A 17,680-nucleotide genomic window follows, 5' to 3' on the forward strand; every position below is an offset into this window, starting at 1 on the left:
TCCGTTGCCGAGCGTGGTCTATTACACGGTCTACGAAGAGGGGTCCGAGGGATACCCGGTTTCGCGGGCGGTTCACTGATCGTCACGATGACATAAGGGGCCTCGAAGCGAACGATATCGCAATAGCGTTCGCTTTCCGATCATCAGCTTGACGTGTCGCCAGGTAGCGACATCCCGGCGTTTTGGGCGTCAGAACCGGCAGATGTCGGTACCTGACTACACGCTCTCGCCCTTGATCCTCTCGACCCAGTCGCCGCCGTCGTGCCCTTCGCCGACGAGCTTCCTGATCCGTTCGACGGCGTCCTTCGCGTCAGCGTGGCCGTCTCGCCAGGGGTTATAGACGTCTTCCGGACCGACACCGGCATCCGGGATCGTCCGATCGAGGCCCTTGCGAGCGATCTGACGGCGGAGCCTAGGGTCGGGTTCGAGAGCCATCTTACACCTCGACGACAAGCGCCGGATCGAAGCTGCGGTTCTCGACGTCGTTTCGAGAATAGTAGCCCCGCGGATTGCAGATCACCCGCGTCTCACCGATCACGTAGTCGCTCGGATCGTGCATGTGGCCGTGGATCCAGAGGGACGGCTGGCGCTCCTCGATCATCCAGTCCAGCTCGCTCGCGAACGCCGGCGTTAGGGGATCGCCCTTGAATCGGTCGTGTACGCTTCGATCCGACGGCGCGTGATGTGTCACGACCACACTCGGCCCGTCGAATGGATTCGAGAGCGCGATGTCGATAAACTGAAGGCTCTCGATGTGGCGGTTTCGGAGCTCCTCCGGGGTCAATGCTTGGCCGTCGAAACCGATGATTGTCCGGTGATCGAGCATGCCGAGACGGGCGCTCTTCATTCTCGTCTCGGGCCAGTCGTAGAGCGAATAGTCCGTCCACAAGGTCGCGCCGACGAAGCGGACGCCGCCGACCACGACGCAGGCGTTCTCGAGGAAGTGGACGTGCGGACTAATCCGCATGTCCTGAGCTTCACCGAGCGAGCTGTCGATCTGGCGTCCGTAAAATTCGTGATTCCCGGCGACCAGGATCGTCGGCTTCCCGAACTGAGCCGCCCACGCGACCGAGCGACTGGGCGGCGACCAGATATCGCCGGCCAGGACCGCGATGTCTGCGTCGTCCGGCATGACGAATTCCGGGCGCCGGGGCTCGTGACGGTTTTCCAGATGGAGGTCGCTGAGGATCCATAATTTCATCGATCAGGCTCTTCGCCGTCGAGATCGTCCGGCGACCGAGCGGCAAGGATCATCCGCATCTCTTCGTCCGTCAGATCGCCGACCATCCGAGATACGCGACCGTTCGCTCGGATCTGCTCGGCCAGCTGTCGCTCACGCTCCGCATCCTCGCGTTCGAGCTCGTCGAGTGCTTCGTCGAGGCGACCGATCGGGATGCCATTCTGCGTCAGATAGCCTTCCTCGACCTCGAACCCGGCAGGGATCGGACGCAGACGGCGAACGACCTCGACAACAAGCTCTGGATCGAACGCCGCGACTTCGATCTCGGGCGAACGAGAGTTCATGTGATAGCCCACGTAACCTCGCGGATTGCACAGGATGCGCGTCTCAACGGCTTTCACGAACCGGAGAACCGCAACGACCGAATCGAATACGAAACGCGCTTCCGCCTGCCGCAGAAGCGCGTTGTCGTGTGCGAGCGTCCAGTTGTTTCGGACGTCGTTGAACCGGTCGAACAGGGCGATCGAGTTCCGGACTATCTGCCGCGCCATCTCATGCGTCGGCATCTCCTCATCGAGAGCCCTCCGGTACTTGCCGACGCGGCTATGAAGTGGCTCGTCGCGGGTCCAGTCGATGCCACGCTGGTCGAGCAGATGCCCGAACTTCTTCATGCAGTATGTGTGCAGATGGCCTAGGTAGGGGACTCACTCAACCCATTGAGTTACAGCGGCGACGAGGGCGATGGCGGCGAGGTAGGTCTCGGAAAGACGGTCGTAGCGCGTAGCGATACGCCTCCAGTTCTTGAGCCTACCGAACATTCGCTCGATGACGTTGCGTCGGCGGTAGGCCAACCGATCGAGCGGATAGACGACGGCTCGGCTGCCTCGACCGGGGATGACGGGCTTGGTGCCGCGCCGCTGAAGTCGATCCCGGAAGTGGTCGGCATCATAGGCCTTATCGGCGACAACCCGTTTGGGCGGCGGGACAGCCTCGATCAGCGGCGCGGCCATGGTGATGTCGGCGATGTTGCCGGGCGTCAGGGCGAGGGCTCGGATCCGGCCGCGATCATCGGCCAGGCAATGGATCTTGGTGGTGCGCCCGCCCCGCGAGACACCGATAGCCTGCGTCCACTCCCCCCTTTTCCGCCGCTGGCGGCGCGGTGCGCCTTGACGATCGAGCTGTCGAGCAGGAGTTCATTTGGCACCGTTCCGGCCGCCGCCATCCGGGCGAAGATGCGCTGCCAGATGCCACGCCCGGCCCAGCGTCGATAGCGGTTGTAGACGGTCTTGGCGGGACCGTATTCGGCCGGAACGTCGCGCCAGCGCCCGCCGGTCTTCAACATATGCAAGATGCCGGAGATCACCCGCCGATCATCGACCCGCGGCTTGCCCGGCTGGTTCTTCGGCAGGTGCGGCTCAAGCGCGTTCCAAGCCTTCTCCGATAGCCAGAACAGATCGCTCATCGCTTCCCTCCAAACCTTCAAACTCAAAGGCGGACGGAATCAGCCAAACTTGGCAATATCTTAGATGGGTCCCCTACCTAGGGCGACGGCAGGCTTGTCTGCCTGGATGTCGCGCTGGATCGCCCCGACGAGCTCATCCAGCGTCTCGTTGGGCTGAAAGCGGTCGATACCTTCCGTCGAGGCGATCGGCGCGGTCGTCTCGATGCGGACCAGGAGATCGAAGAGCTTCCTTCGCGTCTCCGCCGTCGCCGATGCGTCCTCATACGGAGACTGCCGCATGCCCTCTCGATATTCCCACATCCTACGGACGACGCGCACGACCGTCGCCGCATCCTCGACCTCGATGAAGGCGCGCATGTGCTTCGCCTTGGAGGAGCCGTTGAAAGCGTAGGACTCCTGGAAGATCTGGATACTGAACTCGTCCTCGAAGAATTCTGCCATCGTCCGATCGCTGAAGTCGAGCACGTAGCCCAACCCCATCTGCAGGGCGTCGTCGATGATACGCTTCTCCCAGTGCTTCAGCTGGACCATCTACTCGTTGTCGAACATGTCCGGTGCCGATCCCTCGGCGGCACGGATCACTCCATAGACTTTCAGGATCTCGACCTTCTCCTCCGTCACCTCGCCCTTTTGGTCGTACCGATAGGTGTACCGGGCGCGGACCCGCAGCGCGTCGCCAGGCAGGACGAGCACCTCGTGCTTGCGGAATTTCTCCAGCCACTCGAGGTCGCGGATCGACGCCGAGATCGGATGCTTCCGATGGCGGAAACCCCATTGAGCGTCGCCGAGGAGGTCCGGCTTCCTCACGACAAAGACGATGTCGAGGTCGTTCGACAGTTCCTCCGTCCGCTCCGGCGGCAGATGCTCGGACGGAAGCCAGCGCTTTGAGACGTCGACCCGATACTCATCCTCGCCGAGGACGATCGTCAGGCCCTCCCCCGGACGGAAGCGTTCCTTCGTCCGCTGCACTTGGTCTAGCGACTGCGCAAGCCGGGACGGCAGGATCGGCGGGTAGTCCGGAAGATGCCGGACGTCCGTCTCCTCCGCAAGCTTCCTGATCTGCTTCGCAAGATCCTCGACGCCGGCGTCCTCGCCGTCCTCGATCGGACGGTCTAGCCATTCGAGCGCGAGGTATTTCGCGCTCACAAGGTAGATCCCGAGCTGCTTCTTCCAGTCGAGCGTCTTCAGCGCCTCGTCGTCGAGTGACTTCAAGAAGTTTCTCAGAAAAACCCGTAGGCTGCTCTTCCGGACGTCTTCCAGGATCAGCGACGTCTCGATCCGGCTGTCGACCGACGACAGGAGTACGCGGTCGAGCCCCTCGAACGCGGCGATCAACTCGGAGGCGATCGTGAAGACCCGGGCTGCCGACCCATCCTCGACGAAGTCGATCTTGATCTCTAGGTCGCGATCGGGCTCGGGTGGCTCCTCAAGGACGGTGACGACTATCTCAGACATGAATCGTCATAGGAGCAGACCCTGCCGATCCATCGACCGGTCCTCGTTCGCCGCTTTCCTGAACGCGGACGTATCCAGCCAGGGAAGGTGCGGCTTCTTGCCTTCGAAAAGGTCCTCGATGGTCAGGATCTGGAGCTTCTGAAATTTGCCGTACGGAGTCTCGTAAAAACCAGCCTTGATGGCCTCGGTCACCATCGGCTTCGTCGGCGGAGTGATCGAGAGCAAGATTCCTACCTTGGCTTTCTCCCGATCGACGACATGCCCAAGTTCTCGGATCATCGCGACGCTTATGTTCGCTCCGCCCTTTACTGACACGATCGCCTTCTCGGTCTTCCTGCCGTCCGGCTTGAAGTAGATGATGCCGTCGATGCCGCTGTCCGCGCCCTTCTTCCTCCCTCCCCATGGTACGGCGCTGACGAGGGAAACGGCCCACCACTGGAACTGGTATTTGTCGACCGCTGCCAGCTCTTGCGCGCCCGCGAGGTCCTTAGGGGTTCCATGAACCTCATACCGGATGCCGGGGAAGGCGTCGGAAAGTCGCTTCTCGATGAGTGAGATGGCAAGGTGGGTGATGTCGATCCCGATCCAGCGCCTCTCGAGTTTCTGCGCGGCATGTACGGCCGTGCCGCATCCGCAGAACGGGTCTAGGACGACATCGCCAGGCTTCGATGAAGCCATCAATATCCGCTCGAGCAAACCCAAGGGCTTCTGTGTCGGGTAGCCTAGGCGCTCGCCTTCCTTCGAACCCATCCAGCGGACGTCATCGTCGATGCCCTTGTCCGTACCGTAGGCGGTGCCCTCGGTGTACGGTTGGTAGGCCCAGATGTCGGACAGGTACTGCCCGTCCTCCTCCGTGATGTATCTCTGATACCTTGGCCACTCGTCGCCCTCGGCGATCGTAATGATCCCCATCTCTAGGAGTTTGTCGAACTTCTCATGCTGGTTCAGGCCTTCGAACTGATCTTCGATTCCGTCGAGGAGCTTCGATGGCAGCGCCCAATGTCGCCCCTTCGCAGTCGGATCGAACCCATTCCAAGGCTTCCCGGAGATACCGTTGCGGGTCTCCGAACCCGTGAGGATGTTCCCCGAGTAATTTGTCCGGTACCGACCGTTTTCCTCGACGAAAGCCTTCTCGACATGTCCCTTCATGTACGGCCGCGTATTGCGATAAAAGCGCGTAGCCTTAGTTTTTGTATAGAACAGTATGACGTCGTGGATCGGGCCGAATCGCTTTGTGGAATTGTGAGAGCCAGTGCGACGCCATATGATCTCGTTGCGGAACATCCGCGGACCGAAGGCCGCATCCAGCAGGATCTTGAGGTAGTGGCTGGCGGTTGGGTCGCAGTGCAGGTAGAGCGACCCGGTATTCTTCAGTACCCGGTGCAGCTCGAGCATCCGGACGGCCATCATCGTGAGATAGGCCATCATATCGTTCTCGCCGAGGAAGGATCGCATCGCTCGCAACATCTCGGCAACAGCCGAATTGCCAGACTGCATCACCTCGTCGAAGGCGAGTTCGGCTTCATCCGTCCAGTTCCAGGTGTCTTCGAACGCCTCGATCTGCGCCTGACTCTCCTGCCCTTCGGGACTCTTGAAAAGGACGTTGTAGTTCGCCGCGGAATTGAATGGGGGATCAAGGTAGATGAGATCGACGCTCTCATCAGCGATGCTCTCGCGCAGGACGACGAGATTGTCGCCGTAGAATAGTTGATTCGTCATGCTTCCCCCACCGTACTCGGCGAAGCTAGCATTCAACCTTCAGGGGTGTCACCCAACCTGGATCACCAAAAACGAGGCTCCTCCGCAGAGGCAGCCTACTAGCAGGGTGATTGGTGTAACGAAGCCATCACACATCTCCGATCACCCTGCCCTGCGCCCGTCCGCCTTCCCAGAGCCGCACGTCAGAAATCTCACCCTCGACGACGAGGCGTCCGCGATCGTCTTTTGAGTGAGAGAGGCGGACGTCGCCGAACGCCCACTCGCGGACAAGGCCCTCTCGCGGAAGGATCCGGACAACAGCTCGCTGCAGCGAAAGCGCTTCCCGGAACGCAGGCGACGGGGACGGGACGACGGCGCGCAGGCGCCCCTTCATGATGGCGACTTCAACTGCTCCGGTCCGCACCCGGCTTGTGGGAGACGAGCGGGCGGACAGTGCGATATCCGCGACGAGAGGAACGAGCTCGTCGGCGATGATGGGTCGGAGGCGGAGTGCCATTACGCCGCTCTCCCTGTTGAAGTGACGCCGAGAAGAAAGCTCGGGATGACACGACCCTGTCCGTCCTTTGCGAGCCCCTTCTTCGCGACGACGGCCTGCATAACCTCATCTTCGGCTTCCTGGGTTGCGAGGACAATGCCCTCGCTCTCGTCGTCGGGTGCCTCCTCTCCGGTCAGGCGGCACCAGATGCGGCGACAGCACTCCACGTCGTCCGCGTTGTAGATCCGTACGTCTTCGTACCGTCCGGCCTCCCAAAGCGCGGCGACCTTGCTCCCGTCGATGTCGCCCTTGCCCTTCAGCCCGAGGATCCTCGCCAGGCGATCCTGACTGATGAACCCGCCCTTCGGCCCGCACCACATCAACATGGTGTCCTGGAGATCATCCGCTTTCCACGGCGCTGCATGGACCGGCCACCAGGACGGAGGCGCGATGCCGAGGACAATGGCCCTGCGCCAGAGGAACAGCACGTCAAACGAGCTGATGCAGTGGCCGACCAGCGTCGGGGACACCCGGCTGTCCGCCCGCAGCCGTTCGAGTTCGCCGAAGAAGCCTTCGATCAACGCACGCTCGATTGCCTGATCGTAGCCGTTCTTCCCGGCACTGGTCGCGGCGACAACCGGTCCGTCTCCAATGGCCCAGGCTATGCTCGCGACCAGACCGTAGCCACCGTCGAGGGCCGTCTTCGCCACCGCCTCGGCGACGGCGCCGGGACGCTCCTCGTCGACCCACTTCTGAATCGTCTCGGGCTTCTTCATCGTCGCCGGCGGGCGAACGGAAGCCGCGACCTCGGCGATGACGTCCGGTTCCGCCGTGGGGAGCGTCTCGATGTCGAAGAAGCAGATGTCGGCGGGGATCGTCGTGATTGCCGATGACGAGGTGTTTGGTCCCGTTGAGACGCTTGAAGTAGCTCTCGGGCCCGGCTTTCGTGCGGTACGCGAAGTCGCCGAGATGGTAGACGGTATCCTCGGGGCGGACGACCGAGTTCCAGCACGCGATCAGGGCTGCGTCCATCTCGCCGACGTTCGCGTAGGGCCTGGCGCTCAGATTGATGACGCCTTCATGCCCGAAGTGCGTGTCCGCAACGAAAAATGTCCGCGCCTTGCTCATGTCGGCCTCCGTCGCCGTCGTCTGTCCGGCAGGTGCAGGATCGCCCGACAGTATGAAAGTCACGATCCTCCGGACTGAAGGATCTGCTGCTCGATACGGCGGTCCAACTCGGCGTCGATCGCCGTCACTGCCGCCGCGAGGACGGCTTCGATCTCCCACGCTGCGAAGCCGACGAGGTGGGTCCGCAGGCGCGGGCAGCGCTCCCGCAGGCGGACGAGGAAACGGTCGGTCTCGTCACTCATGGTCCGCTCTCCACAGCAGCCGCCCATCGATTTCGTATACCCAGCCCGGACCGGCAGCCCGCGCCGTCGCGACGAGGAGCCGCTTCAGGTTCAGCGTGTCGACGTTGTCCGAGATGACGACCGGACACGGACCCGGGCACCCGGCGCGAACCCAGTCCCGAAGCTCGATCTCCCTTGCAGACGGCCAGGCGGCCCCGTCGTGGGCGTCGGCGATTTCGGCCGGAAGGCGGGCGAGCGCGACCCGCGGATTGGCGCCGTAGAACCGCTTCCAGGCCGCTTTGTCGGTCGGCTCGACTCCTAGATCGTGCTCGACGAGGGCAGCGTAATAAGCCCTCCGAGCGGCGAGCCAGCTTTCCAGTGTCTCGATCAATGGCCCGATCCATGTAGCGTATACGTACCTTTATCGCCCGTAATGGTGCATATACGGACCATCACGTCCCCGCCGGCCTGATCTGCTTGAGCGCCATCGACATCGCCGCCAGTCCGATCGCCCGCCGTCCGTCGCGGTCGAGCATCGTCCAGAGCTCCACGGCTTGGTGGACGAGTTCGGTCTGAGGGATGCCCTCCGCCGCCTCGATTTCGACGAGGCGACGGCGGACGTCCGGCTTGAAGGTGAGGATCACGACCGCACCTCGAAGCCCTGCTCTGCGGCGAAATCGAGGAGCGCACGCTTCCCTAGGACGCGCTTCTGCGCCGCGATCTGAGCGAGCGCTTCGACCGCACTCCGGTGCTCTCCGATCAGTCGGAGGGTACGACCGTACAGATCCCGAAGCCGGCTCTCGACCTCCTGCGTCGACACGTGCTCGTCAGACGTCAGCCGTCCACCAAGGCCGACGTGCCCGACGATCTGGCCGACGAGACGCGTCACTTCTTGAAGATCGCCGATCGCTCCCGCGGAAGGCTCGCCGAGAAGCACATCTTCTGCCGCCCGGCCCGCGAGCAAGATCATGACTTTCCGTTCGAGATCGCCAAGCCGACCGCAGCCGCCGATATTGATCCCGCGCACGGAGCCGCCCAACCCCTCGTGTGAGACAATTGACAAAGAATCGATCGACACGCCCGATGCGAACGCGGCCACGGCATGCCCCGCCTCATGGACGCAGACCAGCCGCACCGTCTCCGCCGACCTCGTCTCCTCCGGGATCGCGATCGACAGGAGATCGTCCGCCACGATCTCACGCCCTGCCCGCCGAGCCGCCCGGCGCGCCTCTCTGGCGATCCGGCTCACGTCGGCGCCAGACGTCGTCCCCGCGAGGACCGTCGCCGCCGTCTCGAACGCCTCCGCAGACCCACCCGGAAGATGGTGCGCGAAGATTCGAGCCAATGCGGCCTCGTCCGGCAAGCCGATCTCGAAACGACGGTCGAGGCGGCCTGAACGCAGAAGCGCGGGGTCGATCTTCGAGGGTTCGTTGCACGCGGCGAGCACGACGAGGCCTTCCCGACGCGTGGTACCGTCGAGGTGCTCCAGGAGCGACGTGATCACGGCGGACCACCAGCCGTCCGCGTCGCCACGCTGACCGCGGGTTCCGACCGTGTCGAGCTCGTCGATGAAGAGAATCGCCGGCGCCGCTGCGAGCGCGTCTTCGAAACGACGCCTGATTCCCTTGATGACGTAGCCTAAGTGGCCGTCGCCCTGAGACTGCCAGTCCGCATAGCTGGTCGCGATGAACGGCAGGCCGGACGACGCTGCCAGCGCCGACGCGAACAGGGTCTTCCCGGTTCCGGGAGGGCCTGAAAGCAGGCAGCCGGCATCGACATCCGACCACGGCAGCCTGCCATCGCGGTAGTCGTGAAGATCGCGGACGAGGTCAGCGCCCCACGCCGCGGCAGCACCGTAGCCGTGAAGATCCGTCAGCGTCGGCGACGTCGGACGCAGGATCGGCGTTGCGGCGTGACGGCGCCGACGATCCGTTTCCGATTCCGGCTGCTTCTCTGTCTCTACCTTCTTCTCACCGGACTTCCTCTCGCGCTCGTCGCGGTCCGCCTGAGCGAGCCGCCCGAGCATCTCGAACGCGTGCGATCCCGAAGCTGCACGCTGGCAGATGAGCTCGATCGCATTCGGGTGGACGTCGAGGACATCGATCTCGTCCGGCCAGGCGCCAGCGTCGGGGAACTGGCGTCGGATCGCAGCTGCAAGCATCTCGCCGGTCGGATGCAGATTCAGCTCGAGATCCGCGAGCGCAGGGATCACGTGATTTAGCGTCTCTTTAGGCAGCAGCGGGACGATCACGTGCGCCTCTCGGAGCGAGCTCACGACGAGGTCGATCTCAAGGCCGGCGCCGCGGTAGTGTTTCTCCGCGAAGGCCATCCCGTGTCCGATTTCGAGCCCCGCGTCGGCGCGGAGGTCACCGATCACGGCGCGCAGGGCCTCGCCTATGGGCTGGACCCACGCGGTCCGGGGAATGCGTGCGACGAGACACATGCGATGCCCGGCAACCAAGCGATCGCGCAAGTCGGCGGGGATTGCGTCCCGAAGCAAAATGAAAGGCGCGTACGCCGACGGCGAGAGACCTTCGACGCGCTGATCCGCCAGCCTACGCGCGTTGGAGGCGTCGTCCACATCCTCGTCCTCGGGCTCGAGGTCGGTACGGAAATCAGGAACGTCGTCGCGAAGCGGGAGCCCCTTGCCGACGCTGCGAATAGAACGGAGTCCGGGTGTGTTGGCGGTCGCCATGCGATTGTCCTCCATCGACAGATCTGCCCGGCGGCCTCATCGCCATCGGGAATTCGCAACCTAAGCGAGGCGCGTCAGAAATCCATTAATTTCCGGAAATCAATTTGAACCGTCGTTGGGAAATCCTTCAAAACGGCTCGTGGTGCTCGCCGTCGTCAATGACAGAAGCGCGATCGACGAGGGCTTGCCGCAGGATCAAAGGATGGAGCCCTGCTGCTTCGGCCTCCGCGATCGCCTTCCGAATAGCTGCGTCGAACTGCCGACGCGGCTCAACCTGATCTTCGAGCTTCTGAAGGAGCTTTGGTGGCGTCCGGGAGTACCCGCTGATTAACCGATCTGCGGATCGACGCGGGACACCGAGCAGCACGGAAACATGCTTCCCGGTATCCACCGGGAAGAGCGCCGTCATCACATCGCCGGGTCGGGGGTCGTTCTCGTCAGTCATGCTGCAGGCCTTCCTCGCCCTCAATCGGTCGGCGGGAACATGACGGCGGGCGCAGCCCGGTGCAACCGCGATCGTCACGCCGCCTTCTTCAGAGCCGTCCTCGTGGCCAGTGCATCCGCCCACGTCCGCAGAATCGCGTGCTTCCTCTTCATGTCCGCGTGGAAATCGTAGTGCGCGAGAGTGACATCATCGCCCGCGCCTTCGGTATGGTCGAGAATAAGCTTCACGTCCGCCGTCGTGAACCCCTTTCCGCGGACCACAGAGGACAGGCCGCGCCGTAGATCGTGCGGAGAGAAACCTACGCCGAGATCACCCAGCGCGTGGGTCAGCGTGTATTCGGAGAGATGGCCGTCGCCGGCGATCGGAAATAGGAAGCCCTCCCCTACCCGGTCAACAATGGACCAGACCTCGCGAGGCAGCGGGATCGCGTGCTCGCGTCCGGCCTTCATCCGGGACGCGGGGATCGTCCAGACGAGGTACTGCCCCTTCCGGATGAAGTCCTCCCTTCGCGCCGTCGAGATCGTCAATCTCCGCTGAGCCGTGAACACGAGGAGCGTCACCGCGTCGGCGATCGTCGCAGACAACTCGTCCCGGCGGGCAAGCAACCCCTTCACCTGTGCCGGCGTCGGGATGCGAGGCGCTCGCCTTTCGACCGGCTTCCCTTCCGGTGGCTTCAGGCCGACGAGCATCCCTCTCGTCGCGCCCGTCTTCCGGATCCGATGATCCTGCGTCGCCCACGACCACATGGCGCTCAAAACATGACCGGTCTTCTCGGCGTTTCGAACCTTCCCGCTCTTCGCCATCTCGGCGATCGTCTCCGCGAAGTCCTCACGCTGCAGACGGTCCATGTGCTTGGTCATCAGCATAGCCAGGGACGGCTGCATGAGCGTCTGGCGATAGTCCGAGTAGGTTTTCGGGCGCCTGTGCTCCTCGATCCAGGCGAGGTAGTCCGCTCGGACGTGGGCCAGCGTGGGTTTTATCGATGGCGCCGTCAGCTGATCGTCGATGCCGAGTTCGACCCGGCGCCGGGCGACCCACTCGACGTCCGGCGTCCCCGACCTCCGGATGAGATCGACCGCCTCCGCCGCGAGCATGCGGGCCTGATCGGCGGTGAGGTCGCGATGCGTCCCGAAGTCTAAGAGCTTATCGCGTCCCTCGCGCTGCATCCGGAGCGACCAGAGACCCAGCCCTCCACGCGTCCTGAAGACGAGGCCTTTCTGGGTGTCCGCGATCCTATGGCGACCCGGCGTCCGCAGCGCCTTCTCAACGATGGCCTTCGTGATCCGCTCTGGCAATTTCTGACCCTGCCCTGACCCTGATTTGCGTCAGAGGCACCAGAAAGTGGATTTCCCTTCGGATCAAGCCGAATCCCTACCGGACAGGCGATTGCGATCTACCGCGGTTAATGCCGGAAGAAATTCCGAAAGGAGATTCCTGAATGGGGTTCAGGGGGTCGGAGGTTCGAATCCTCTCGCTCCGACCAGAAATATCCCGACCTTAACAGGGCGTTAGGTAGGTGGCGCTTCGCGCGTTGCACGGCCTTTGGCACTAGCGGTTACGGAACGGTGACAGGTCGGTCGATTGCTGCTGCGGTTTTGGTCGGTCCAGCGACGCCGGCAAGAGTGCGAGTTCGGGCCCATTTCTGCGCGGGTGTAGCAACCACCGCGCATCACGTCGCCTCCTCTTCCCGCTCCGCCAGCCAAGCTCGCTCTTCTTCTTCGGTCACCCCAACCATCTGTTGGCGCGCAAAGGCTTCTACGAAGGGCGGCCGCGATAGGTACGTAGCGCCATGACAAGGAAGAGCGCGCATCCGGGCTTCCATCTCATCAGCCATTCGGAGAGCTTCGCCCCGCCTCACGCACCGCCGAAATTCATCCAGATCGAACGACTGATATTGCAGCGGCATCGGTGGTGATCATCGGCGCCCGTCCGCGGCGGCGATCGACACAGACGCGCCTCAGCGCGAAACCGCGCTGGCTCCGAGATCCCATTTGAGAAGATCAAGCGCTCTCTTGATCGAAATTGCGTAGTCCTCGCGTTTGTTCGCTGCTGAATTGGAAGCCGGGCGACGGCTGGATGACCGGCGCATCATGAGAACAGGCCACCTGACGCAGGACCCGTAGCTCCCATGACGAAGGCAACGGTCTCCGACCCAGCCCAGAGCGCTCGCGACTACCGCCTGGTTCCCTCTCGTCCGCTCGTCGGCAACTTCCAGGAGGACTTCTTCCTGTGGTGGTTCGCGTTCAATCAGGTGCCCGACCTGCCCGAGGAACTGATCGACGGACGGGCTCACGTCCTCCAGGACGGGTTCTGGAATTTCCCGCTCTATGATGAGGACGCGCTCTCGGAGCGCGACGCGCGGTCTACGAGGATGCTGACAACAGGATCGATAGCATCCGCGGCGGCAACGTATGGTACAGGGCCCACGCCCAGGACCTCGACGATCAGCGGACCTATCCTGAGCGCCCGACCGTGCCCGCCCTCGGGATCGGCGGACTCGGAAACGGCCTCCTCGTCGAGTTCATGGAACAGCGCTTCACCGAACTGCAACTCGAGCATCTCCCGGAAGCGCTATGTCGCCGAGGGAGCGCCGGAAGACGTCACGCGGTTCCTCGGCGACTTCCTCCGATCCGGTCACGGTCGATAGATGAGGCTCCGCCGCTCTCGGCGCTCCGCGTTCGCGGCACGGTCGTTCGGCGGGAGGTTACGTCGCAGCCGTTGGTGGTCGGGCGCCGGATCCGTTCGACAACGAACGCACGACGTCGAAGAGGATCGACCGGAGCCATTTGTGGGCTGGGTCATGACGATATCGAACATGCCAGGCCAATTCGACCGGGAAGGTCCCGAAATCAATCGGCGCCGGGAGAACCTTGAGCCGTGGATCCCCCCGAAGATGTCGGCAGATCTGAAGCGGGAGCGTGGCGCAGTAGTCGGTGACGGAGATCATCTCCGGCACGGTCAGGAAATGGGTAACCGAAACGGCGACCTCGCGCTTCAGATTCTGCTTTTTCAACGTCTGAAACAAGCCGGCCCTAATTCGTCCAGGCGGAAGGACATTGACGTGCTTCAAGCTCTCGTACTGGTCTCGGGTGATCTCGTCACCGACTTGGGGGTGATCCTTGCGCACGACGCATGCCAGCCCTTCGTCCATCAGGTGCTGCACGACGAGATTACTGGGGGGGTCAACGATCCGGCCGAGCACCATGGCCGTCGTCCCCGAGGTTACGCCGGTTTCGGCGAGGTCGTTCCCGAACGGCGTCATGCGAAGTTTGATACCAGGCGCCCGTTCGCGGAGAGTCGCGACGAGCGCGGGCATCAGCACAAGTTCGGCGTAGGCGTTCGGCGCGATCTCGAACAGGCGCTCGGCGCTGGCCGGCTGGAACTCCTGCTGGCGCACGATCACGTCATCCAGCTGCGCCAATGCGGCGGCGATCGAGGGCGCGATCTCCTCGGCCAGCTGGGTGGGCTTCATGCCGTATCGCTCCCGTATGAACAGTGGGTCGCGAAACAGGTCGCGCAGACGGTTGAGGGAGTTCGAGAGGGCGGGCTGCGTGATCCCTAGCCGAAGGGCGGCACGTGTCACGCTCCTTTCCTCCATCAAGGCCATGAAAACGGGAAGAAGATTGAGATCGTACCGCATCGATATATTTCTGTGAGAAATATCCAAAATAAAAGAGATAAATTTCCTCCATAACTGGCGGGACCATATGTTGGGCTCGTCCAGAAGACAAATGCGACCGACCGAAGCGATCTGCTCTAGCCGCGACTCACGGGAGCGCGGCATTACCCGGGGATAAGACGATGAAAGTTCTGATGGTACTGACGTCCCACGACACGTTGGGCGACACCGGCAAGAAGACCGGATTCTGGCTCGAGGAGCTCGCGGCTCCGTACTATGTTTTCAAGGAAGCAGGGTACGAGATCACGCTTGCCTCGCCGAAGGGCGGTCAGCCGCCCCTGGACCCCAAGAGCAACGAACCGAGCTTCCAGACGGACGAGACGCGCCGCTTCGAGGCGGATGCCGAAGCGACCGAACTCCTCTCCAACACCGCCAAGCTTGCGGACGTCGACCCGGCCGATTTCGATACGGTCTTCTACCCCGGCGGTCATGGTCCGCTTTGGGATCTGGCCGAGAGCCGGGTGTCCGTGGACCTCATCGAGAGCTTTGTCGCCGCCGACAAGCCCATCGCTCTGGTGTGCCACGCGCCAGGAGTGCTGCGGGACGTGAAGGCGGCCGACGGCCGCCCGTTCGTGGAGGGCAGGAAGGTAACGGGCTTCACCAACAGCGAGGAAGAGGCTGTCGGCCTGACCAAAGTCGTGCCGTTCCTCGTTGAAGACGTCCTGAAGGACAAGGGCGGCGTGTGGTCGAGTGGCCCCGACTGGAGCTCCTATCTCGTCCAGGACGGGCTTCTCATCACCGGCCAGAACCCGGGGTCGTCCGCTGCAGCCGCTCAGGCTCTTGTGGCCACGATCGCCGAGGCGCAGTCGAAGGTCGCCTGAGCAAGCCAGCATCGTGGGGTGCCGCCGGCTTATGTCCGCGGCACCTCCAGCCTGATCGGATCATGCCATGACGAATTCAAGCCCGGTTCTCTCCCTCGCTCAGGCTCGCAGGATGATCGAAAGGTCCGTTGCTGCGGCCGACGCCATGAATGTCGCCTGCTCGATCGCGATCACGGGGCCAACAGGGCACTTGTTGTTCTTCGTTCGTCAAGATGCGGCGATGACGGGCTCGGCCGAGCTTGCAGTCAACAAGGCGTATACCGCTCAGCTCTTCAATAACAGAACTGACGCGCTTGGCGTGTTGTCTCAGCCAGGCGCGGAGCTGTTCGGGATCCAACACTCCCACGGCGGCAGGATCGTCGTCTTCGGAGGGGGCATTCCCATCAGGTTGCACGGCCAGGCAATCGGCGGGATCGGCGTCAGTGGCGGTACCGTGGCCGAGGATGTCGCGATCGCGGAAGCCGGCGTGTTCGACGATCAGACTTGACTGGATGGTTGGGTACAATGGGGCCCACCTGTTCGCACCGGCATCGCCTGTCGCGAGACTGCCCGTCTCCCAGCCTGCCTTGCGATCTCTCCTTGTCTCCCCCGCGGCGCGTATCGCACCGCAAGCGAAAGGAAACTCTGTCATGACGACCATCACCACCAAGGACGGTACGAACATCTTCTACAAGGATTGGGGACCGCGTGACGGTCAGCCGATCGTCTTCGCGCATGGCTGGCCGCTGTCGTCCGATGCATGGGACGCGCAGATGCTTTTTTTCGGCACGCAGGGGTACCGGGTCATCGCTCATGATCGTCGCGGCCACGGTCGTTCCGATCAGCCTTGGGACGGCAACCACATGGATCAGTACGCCGACGACCTCGCCGAGCTGATCGAGGCGTTGGATCTGCGGAACGCCGTACTGATCGGCCACTCGACCGGTGGCGGCGAGGTCGCCCGCTACATAGGGCGTCATGGCTCGGACCGGATCGCCCGGGTGGTCCTCGTCGGGGCGGTCCCTCCGCTGATGCTGAAGACCGACGCGAACCCGGAAGGGACGCCGATCGACGCCTTTGACGGCATCCGCGCGGGAGTGGCGTCCAATCGCTCGCAGTTTTACTACGACCTCACGATCCCCTTCTACGGCTTCAACCGCGACGGTGTGGAGACCAATGAAGGCTTCCGCGAGAGCTTCCGCCTGCAGGGTCTCGCCGGTGGCATCAAGGGGCAGTACGATTGTGTCCACGAGTTCTCCGAGGTCGATTATACCGACGATCTGAAGGCGATCGACAAGCCTACGCTGGTCATTCACGGATCCGATGATCAGATCGTGCCCATCAAGGCCTCGGCGGAACTCGCCATCAAGCTTCTAAGCAACGGTGAACTGAAGGTTTACGAGGGCAGCGGCCACGGCCTTGCCCAGCTGGAGGCCGATCGCTTCAATGCGGATGTCCTGACCTTCATCAAGGCATGACCAGCAGGTGTGTGCAGGAGGTTTTAACCGCTGCACACACCACGCTCCCGTCGCAGAACACGTCAGTGGTTGATGCCGCCAGGTCTGAACCTGAGCAACCCGGCTGAGACCGCTTGGGAACCGCCTGTTGCCGGTTTCGCTCCGTCGCGCCGCCGAGCATGAAGCACGTTTCTTCGAAATCCCGTCCATCGAATCCAGAAATCAAACCTGAGGAGCAACCACATGAACGTTTTCATCATCGGGATCGCCGGCGGCGTCGGCCGCCGTGTCGCCGAACAACTGTTGGCGCAGGGGGACCAGATTGGCGGGCTCGTTCGGAGTTCCGCCAAAGGCGAAGCTCTGGCTCGCTTGGGCGTATCCACCACACCGGGCGATCTGGTCGCGATGTCGGTCGAAGAGCTGGCGGATGCGCTCCGGGGCGCCAATGCAATCGTTTTCACCGCCGGCGCTGGCGGGAGGGATGGACCCGAGGCGACTGACCAGGTCGACGGCGATGGTCCAGCGAAGCTCGCCGCCGCGGCCAAGCTTGCGGGCGTACGCCGTTTCGTCCTCGTTTCGGTGTTCCCTGAAGCCTGGCGCGAACGCCGGATGAACGAGGATTTCGAGCATTACATGGTCGCAAAGAAGCACGCTGAGAGCCAGCTGGTGCTGACCGACCTCGACTGGGTGATCGTGCGCCCGTCCGCACTCACGAACGAGCCGGGTACTGGCCGAGTTGATCTAGGCCTCGCCAAGAAACACGAGGAGATCACGCGTGACGACGTCGCCGCGACTGTCGTCGAAGTTCTGCGCCAGCCCGACGTGAACCGCGTCATCCTGGAGGTGACTGCTGGTTCGACCCCCATTGCGGAAGCCGTCGCAGCGATGAAAGCCTATCGCGCCTCCTAGACGAGTGTCGCGAGACGCTCGGGCCTTATTCTCTATCCGGTCCGTGACGGGCTTT

22 protein-coding genes are annotated in these 17,680 nt (G+C 62.9%); 6 read left to right on the forward strand and 16 right to left on the reverse strand.

The window, feature by feature from the left end; translation table 11 throughout:
- Nucleotides 1-216 precede the first annotated feature (216 nt).
- The 9 genes from H1343_RS09000 to H1343_RS09040 form a co-directional block, all read right to left on the reverse strand.
- Entirely contained in the window at nucleotides 217-435 is a 219-nt protein-coding gene (locus tag H1343_RS09000; protein WP_185982596.1) for a hypothetical protein, read from the reverse strand.
- A gap of 1 nt (nucleotide 436) precedes the next feature.
- The gene (locus H1343_RS09005) at nucleotides 437-1,201 is read right to left on the reverse strand and encodes a metallophosphoesterase (protein ID WP_185982597.1); all 765 of its coding nucleotides are present in this window, start codon (nucleotides 1,199-1,201) and stop codon (nucleotides 437-439) included.
- Nucleotides 1,198-1,851 carry an abortive infection family protein gene (locus tag H1343_RS09010; protein WP_185982598.1) on the reverse strand — a complete coding sequence of 218 codons (654 nt, stop codon included), beginning with the start codon at nucleotides 1,849-1,851 and terminating at the stop codon, nucleotides 1,198-1,200. The genes H1343_RS09005 and H1343_RS09010 overlap by 4 nt, the downstream gene beginning before the upstream one ends.
- A gap of 33 nt (nucleotides 1,852-1,884) precedes the next feature.
- Nucleotides 1,885-2,642, reverse strand: a protein-coding gene (locus H1343_RS09015) for an IS5 family transposase (RefSeq protein ID WP_425484578.1) whose coding sequence is annotated in 2 segments (ribosomal slippage) — nucleotides 1,885-2,301 and nucleotides 2,304-2,642 — 756 coding nt in all. Because the reading frame shifts where the segments join, the coding sequence is not laid out codon by codon here.
- Between the two features lie 60 nt (nucleotides 2,643-2,702).
- Nucleotides 2,703-3,173 carry a hypothetical protein gene (locus H1343_RS09020; protein ID WP_185982600.1) on the reverse strand — a complete coding sequence of 157 codons (471 nt, stop codon included), beginning with the start codon at nucleotides 3,171-3,173 and terminating at the stop codon, nucleotides 2,703-2,705.
- Entirely contained in the window at nucleotides 3,174-4,097 is a 924-nt protein-coding gene (locus H1343_RS09025) for an LAPAL motif-containing putative phage structural protein (RefSeq protein ID WP_185982601.1), read from the reverse strand.
- Between the two features lie 6 nt (nucleotides 4,098-4,103).
- Nucleotides 4,104-5,816 carry a DNA methyltransferase gene (locus H1343_RS09030; RefSeq protein WP_185982602.1) on the reverse strand — a complete coding sequence of 571 codons (1,713 nt, stop codon included), beginning with the start codon at nucleotides 5,814-5,816 and terminating at the stop codon, nucleotides 4,104-4,106.
- A gap of 127 nt (nucleotides 5,817-5,943) precedes the next feature.
- Complete coding sequence (locus tag H1343_RS09035; protein ID WP_185982603.1) at nucleotides 5,944-6,312, reverse strand: hypothetical protein; 369 nt, start codon at nucleotides 6,310-6,312, stop codon at nucleotides 5,944-5,946.
- Nucleotides 6,312-7,067 (reverse strand): 3'-5' exonuclease family protein, encoded by a 756-nt coding sequence (locus H1343_RS09040; RefSeq protein ID WP_246332883.1) that lies wholly within the window; start codon nucleotides 7,065-7,067, stop codon nucleotides 6,312-6,314. Before H1343_RS09040 ends, H1343_RS09035 begins: the two co-directional genes overlap by 1 nt.
- A gap of 70 nt (nucleotides 7,068-7,137) precedes the next feature.
- Between H1343_RS09040 and H1343_RS17000 the strand changes: the two genes are divergently transcribed.
- Nucleotides 7,138-7,497 (forward strand): hypothetical protein, encoded by a 360-nt coding sequence (locus tag H1343_RS17000; protein ID WP_246332884.1) that lies wholly within the window; start codon nucleotides 7,138-7,140, stop codon nucleotides 7,495-7,497.
- Here the strand turns inward: H1343_RS17000 and H1343_RS09050 are convergent.
- The 6 genes from H1343_RS09050 to H1343_RS09075 all read right to left on the reverse strand — a co-directional run bounded on the left by H1343_RS09050 (nucleotide 7,479) and on the right by H1343_RS09075 (nucleotide 12,075).
- Entirely contained in the window at nucleotides 7,479-7,661 is a 183-nt protein-coding gene (locus tag H1343_RS09050; protein WP_185982606.1) for a hypothetical protein, read from the reverse strand. The two genes, H1343_RS17000 and H1343_RS09050, sit on opposite strands and share 19 nt — an antisense overlap.
- The gene (locus H1343_RS09055) at nucleotides 7,654-8,031 is read right to left on the reverse strand and encodes a hypothetical protein (RefSeq protein ID WP_185982607.1); all 378 of its coding nucleotides are present in this window, start codon (nucleotides 8,029-8,031) and stop codon (nucleotides 7,654-7,656) included. Before H1343_RS09055 ends, H1343_RS09050 begins: the two co-directional genes overlap by 8 nt.
- Nucleotides 8,032-8,092: 61 nt before the next feature.
- On the reverse strand, nucleotides 8,093-8,284 hold the full coding sequence (locus tag H1343_RS09060; protein WP_185982608.1) for a hypothetical protein: 192 nt from the start codon (nucleotides 8,282-8,284) through the stop codon (nucleotides 8,093-8,095).
- A complete protein-coding gene (locus H1343_RS09065; protein ID WP_185982609.1) occupies nucleotides 8,281-10,335 on the reverse strand; it encodes an AAA family ATPase in 2,055 nt (684 codons plus the stop codon). The genes H1343_RS09060 and H1343_RS09065 overlap by 4 nt, the downstream gene beginning before the upstream one ends.
- 127 nt (nucleotides 10,336-10,462) lie before the next feature.
- Complete coding sequence (locus H1343_RS09070; RefSeq protein ID WP_185982610.1) at nucleotides 10,463-10,780, reverse strand: hypothetical protein; 318 nt, start codon at nucleotides 10,778-10,780, stop codon at nucleotides 10,463-10,465.
- Between the two features lie 74 nt (nucleotides 10,781-10,854).
- Complete coding sequence (locus H1343_RS09075) at nucleotides 10,855-12,075, reverse strand: tyrosine-type recombinase/integrase (protein WP_185982611.1); 1,221 nt, start codon at nucleotides 12,073-12,075, stop codon at nucleotides 10,855-10,857.
- Nucleotides 12,076-12,908: 833 nt separating this feature from the next.
- Here H1343_RS09075 and H1343_RS09080 point away from each other — a divergent pair.
- A complete protein-coding gene (locus H1343_RS09080; protein WP_185982612.1) occupies nucleotides 12,909-13,427 on the forward strand; it encodes a hypothetical protein in 519 nt (172 codons plus the stop codon).
- A 57-nt stretch (nucleotides 13,428-13,484) separates the two neighbouring features.
- Here the strand turns inward: H1343_RS09080 and H1343_RS09085 are convergent, their stop codons facing one another.
- The gene (locus H1343_RS09085) at nucleotides 13,485-14,420 is read right to left on the reverse strand and encodes a LysR family transcriptional regulator (RefSeq protein WP_185982613.1); all 936 of its coding nucleotides are present in this window, start codon (nucleotides 14,418-14,420) and stop codon (nucleotides 13,485-13,487) included.
- 161 nt (nucleotides 14,421-14,581) lie between these two features.
- On the opposite strand from H1343_RS09085, the gene H1343_RS09090 reads away from it, so the two are divergent.
- The 4 genes from H1343_RS09090 (at nucleotide 14,582) to H1343_RS09105 (ending at nucleotide 17,625) form a co-directional block, all read left to right on the forward strand.
- Entirely contained in the window at nucleotides 14,582-15,280 is a 699-nt protein-coding gene (locus H1343_RS09090; protein ID WP_185982614.1) for a type 1 glutamine amidotransferase domain-containing protein, read from the forward strand.
- A gap of 112 nt (nucleotides 15,281-15,392) precedes the next feature.
- A complete protein-coding gene (locus tag H1343_RS09095) occupies nucleotides 15,393-15,767 on the forward strand; it encodes a GlcG/HbpS family heme-binding protein (RefSeq protein WP_246332885.1) in 375 nt (124 codons plus the stop codon).
- Between the two features lie 142 nt (nucleotides 15,768-15,909).
- Entirely contained in the window at nucleotides 15,910-16,737 is an 828-nt protein-coding gene (locus H1343_RS09100; RefSeq protein WP_185982616.1) for an alpha/beta fold hydrolase, read from the forward strand.
- A gap of 222 nt (nucleotides 16,738-16,959) precedes the next feature.
- Nucleotides 16,960-17,625 carry an NAD(P)H-binding protein gene (locus tag H1343_RS09105; RefSeq protein ID WP_185982617.1) on the forward strand — a complete coding sequence of 222 codons (666 nt, stop codon included), beginning with the start codon at nucleotides 16,960-16,962 and terminating at the stop codon, nucleotides 17,623-17,625.
- The last annotated feature ends 55 nt before the right edge of the window (nucleotides 17,626-17,680 follow it).

This window comes from Aureimonas mangrovi (assembly GCF_014058705.1).
GTDB lineage: Bacteria > Pseudomonadota > Alphaproteobacteria > Rhizobiales > Rhizobiaceae > Aureimonas > Aureimonas mangrovi.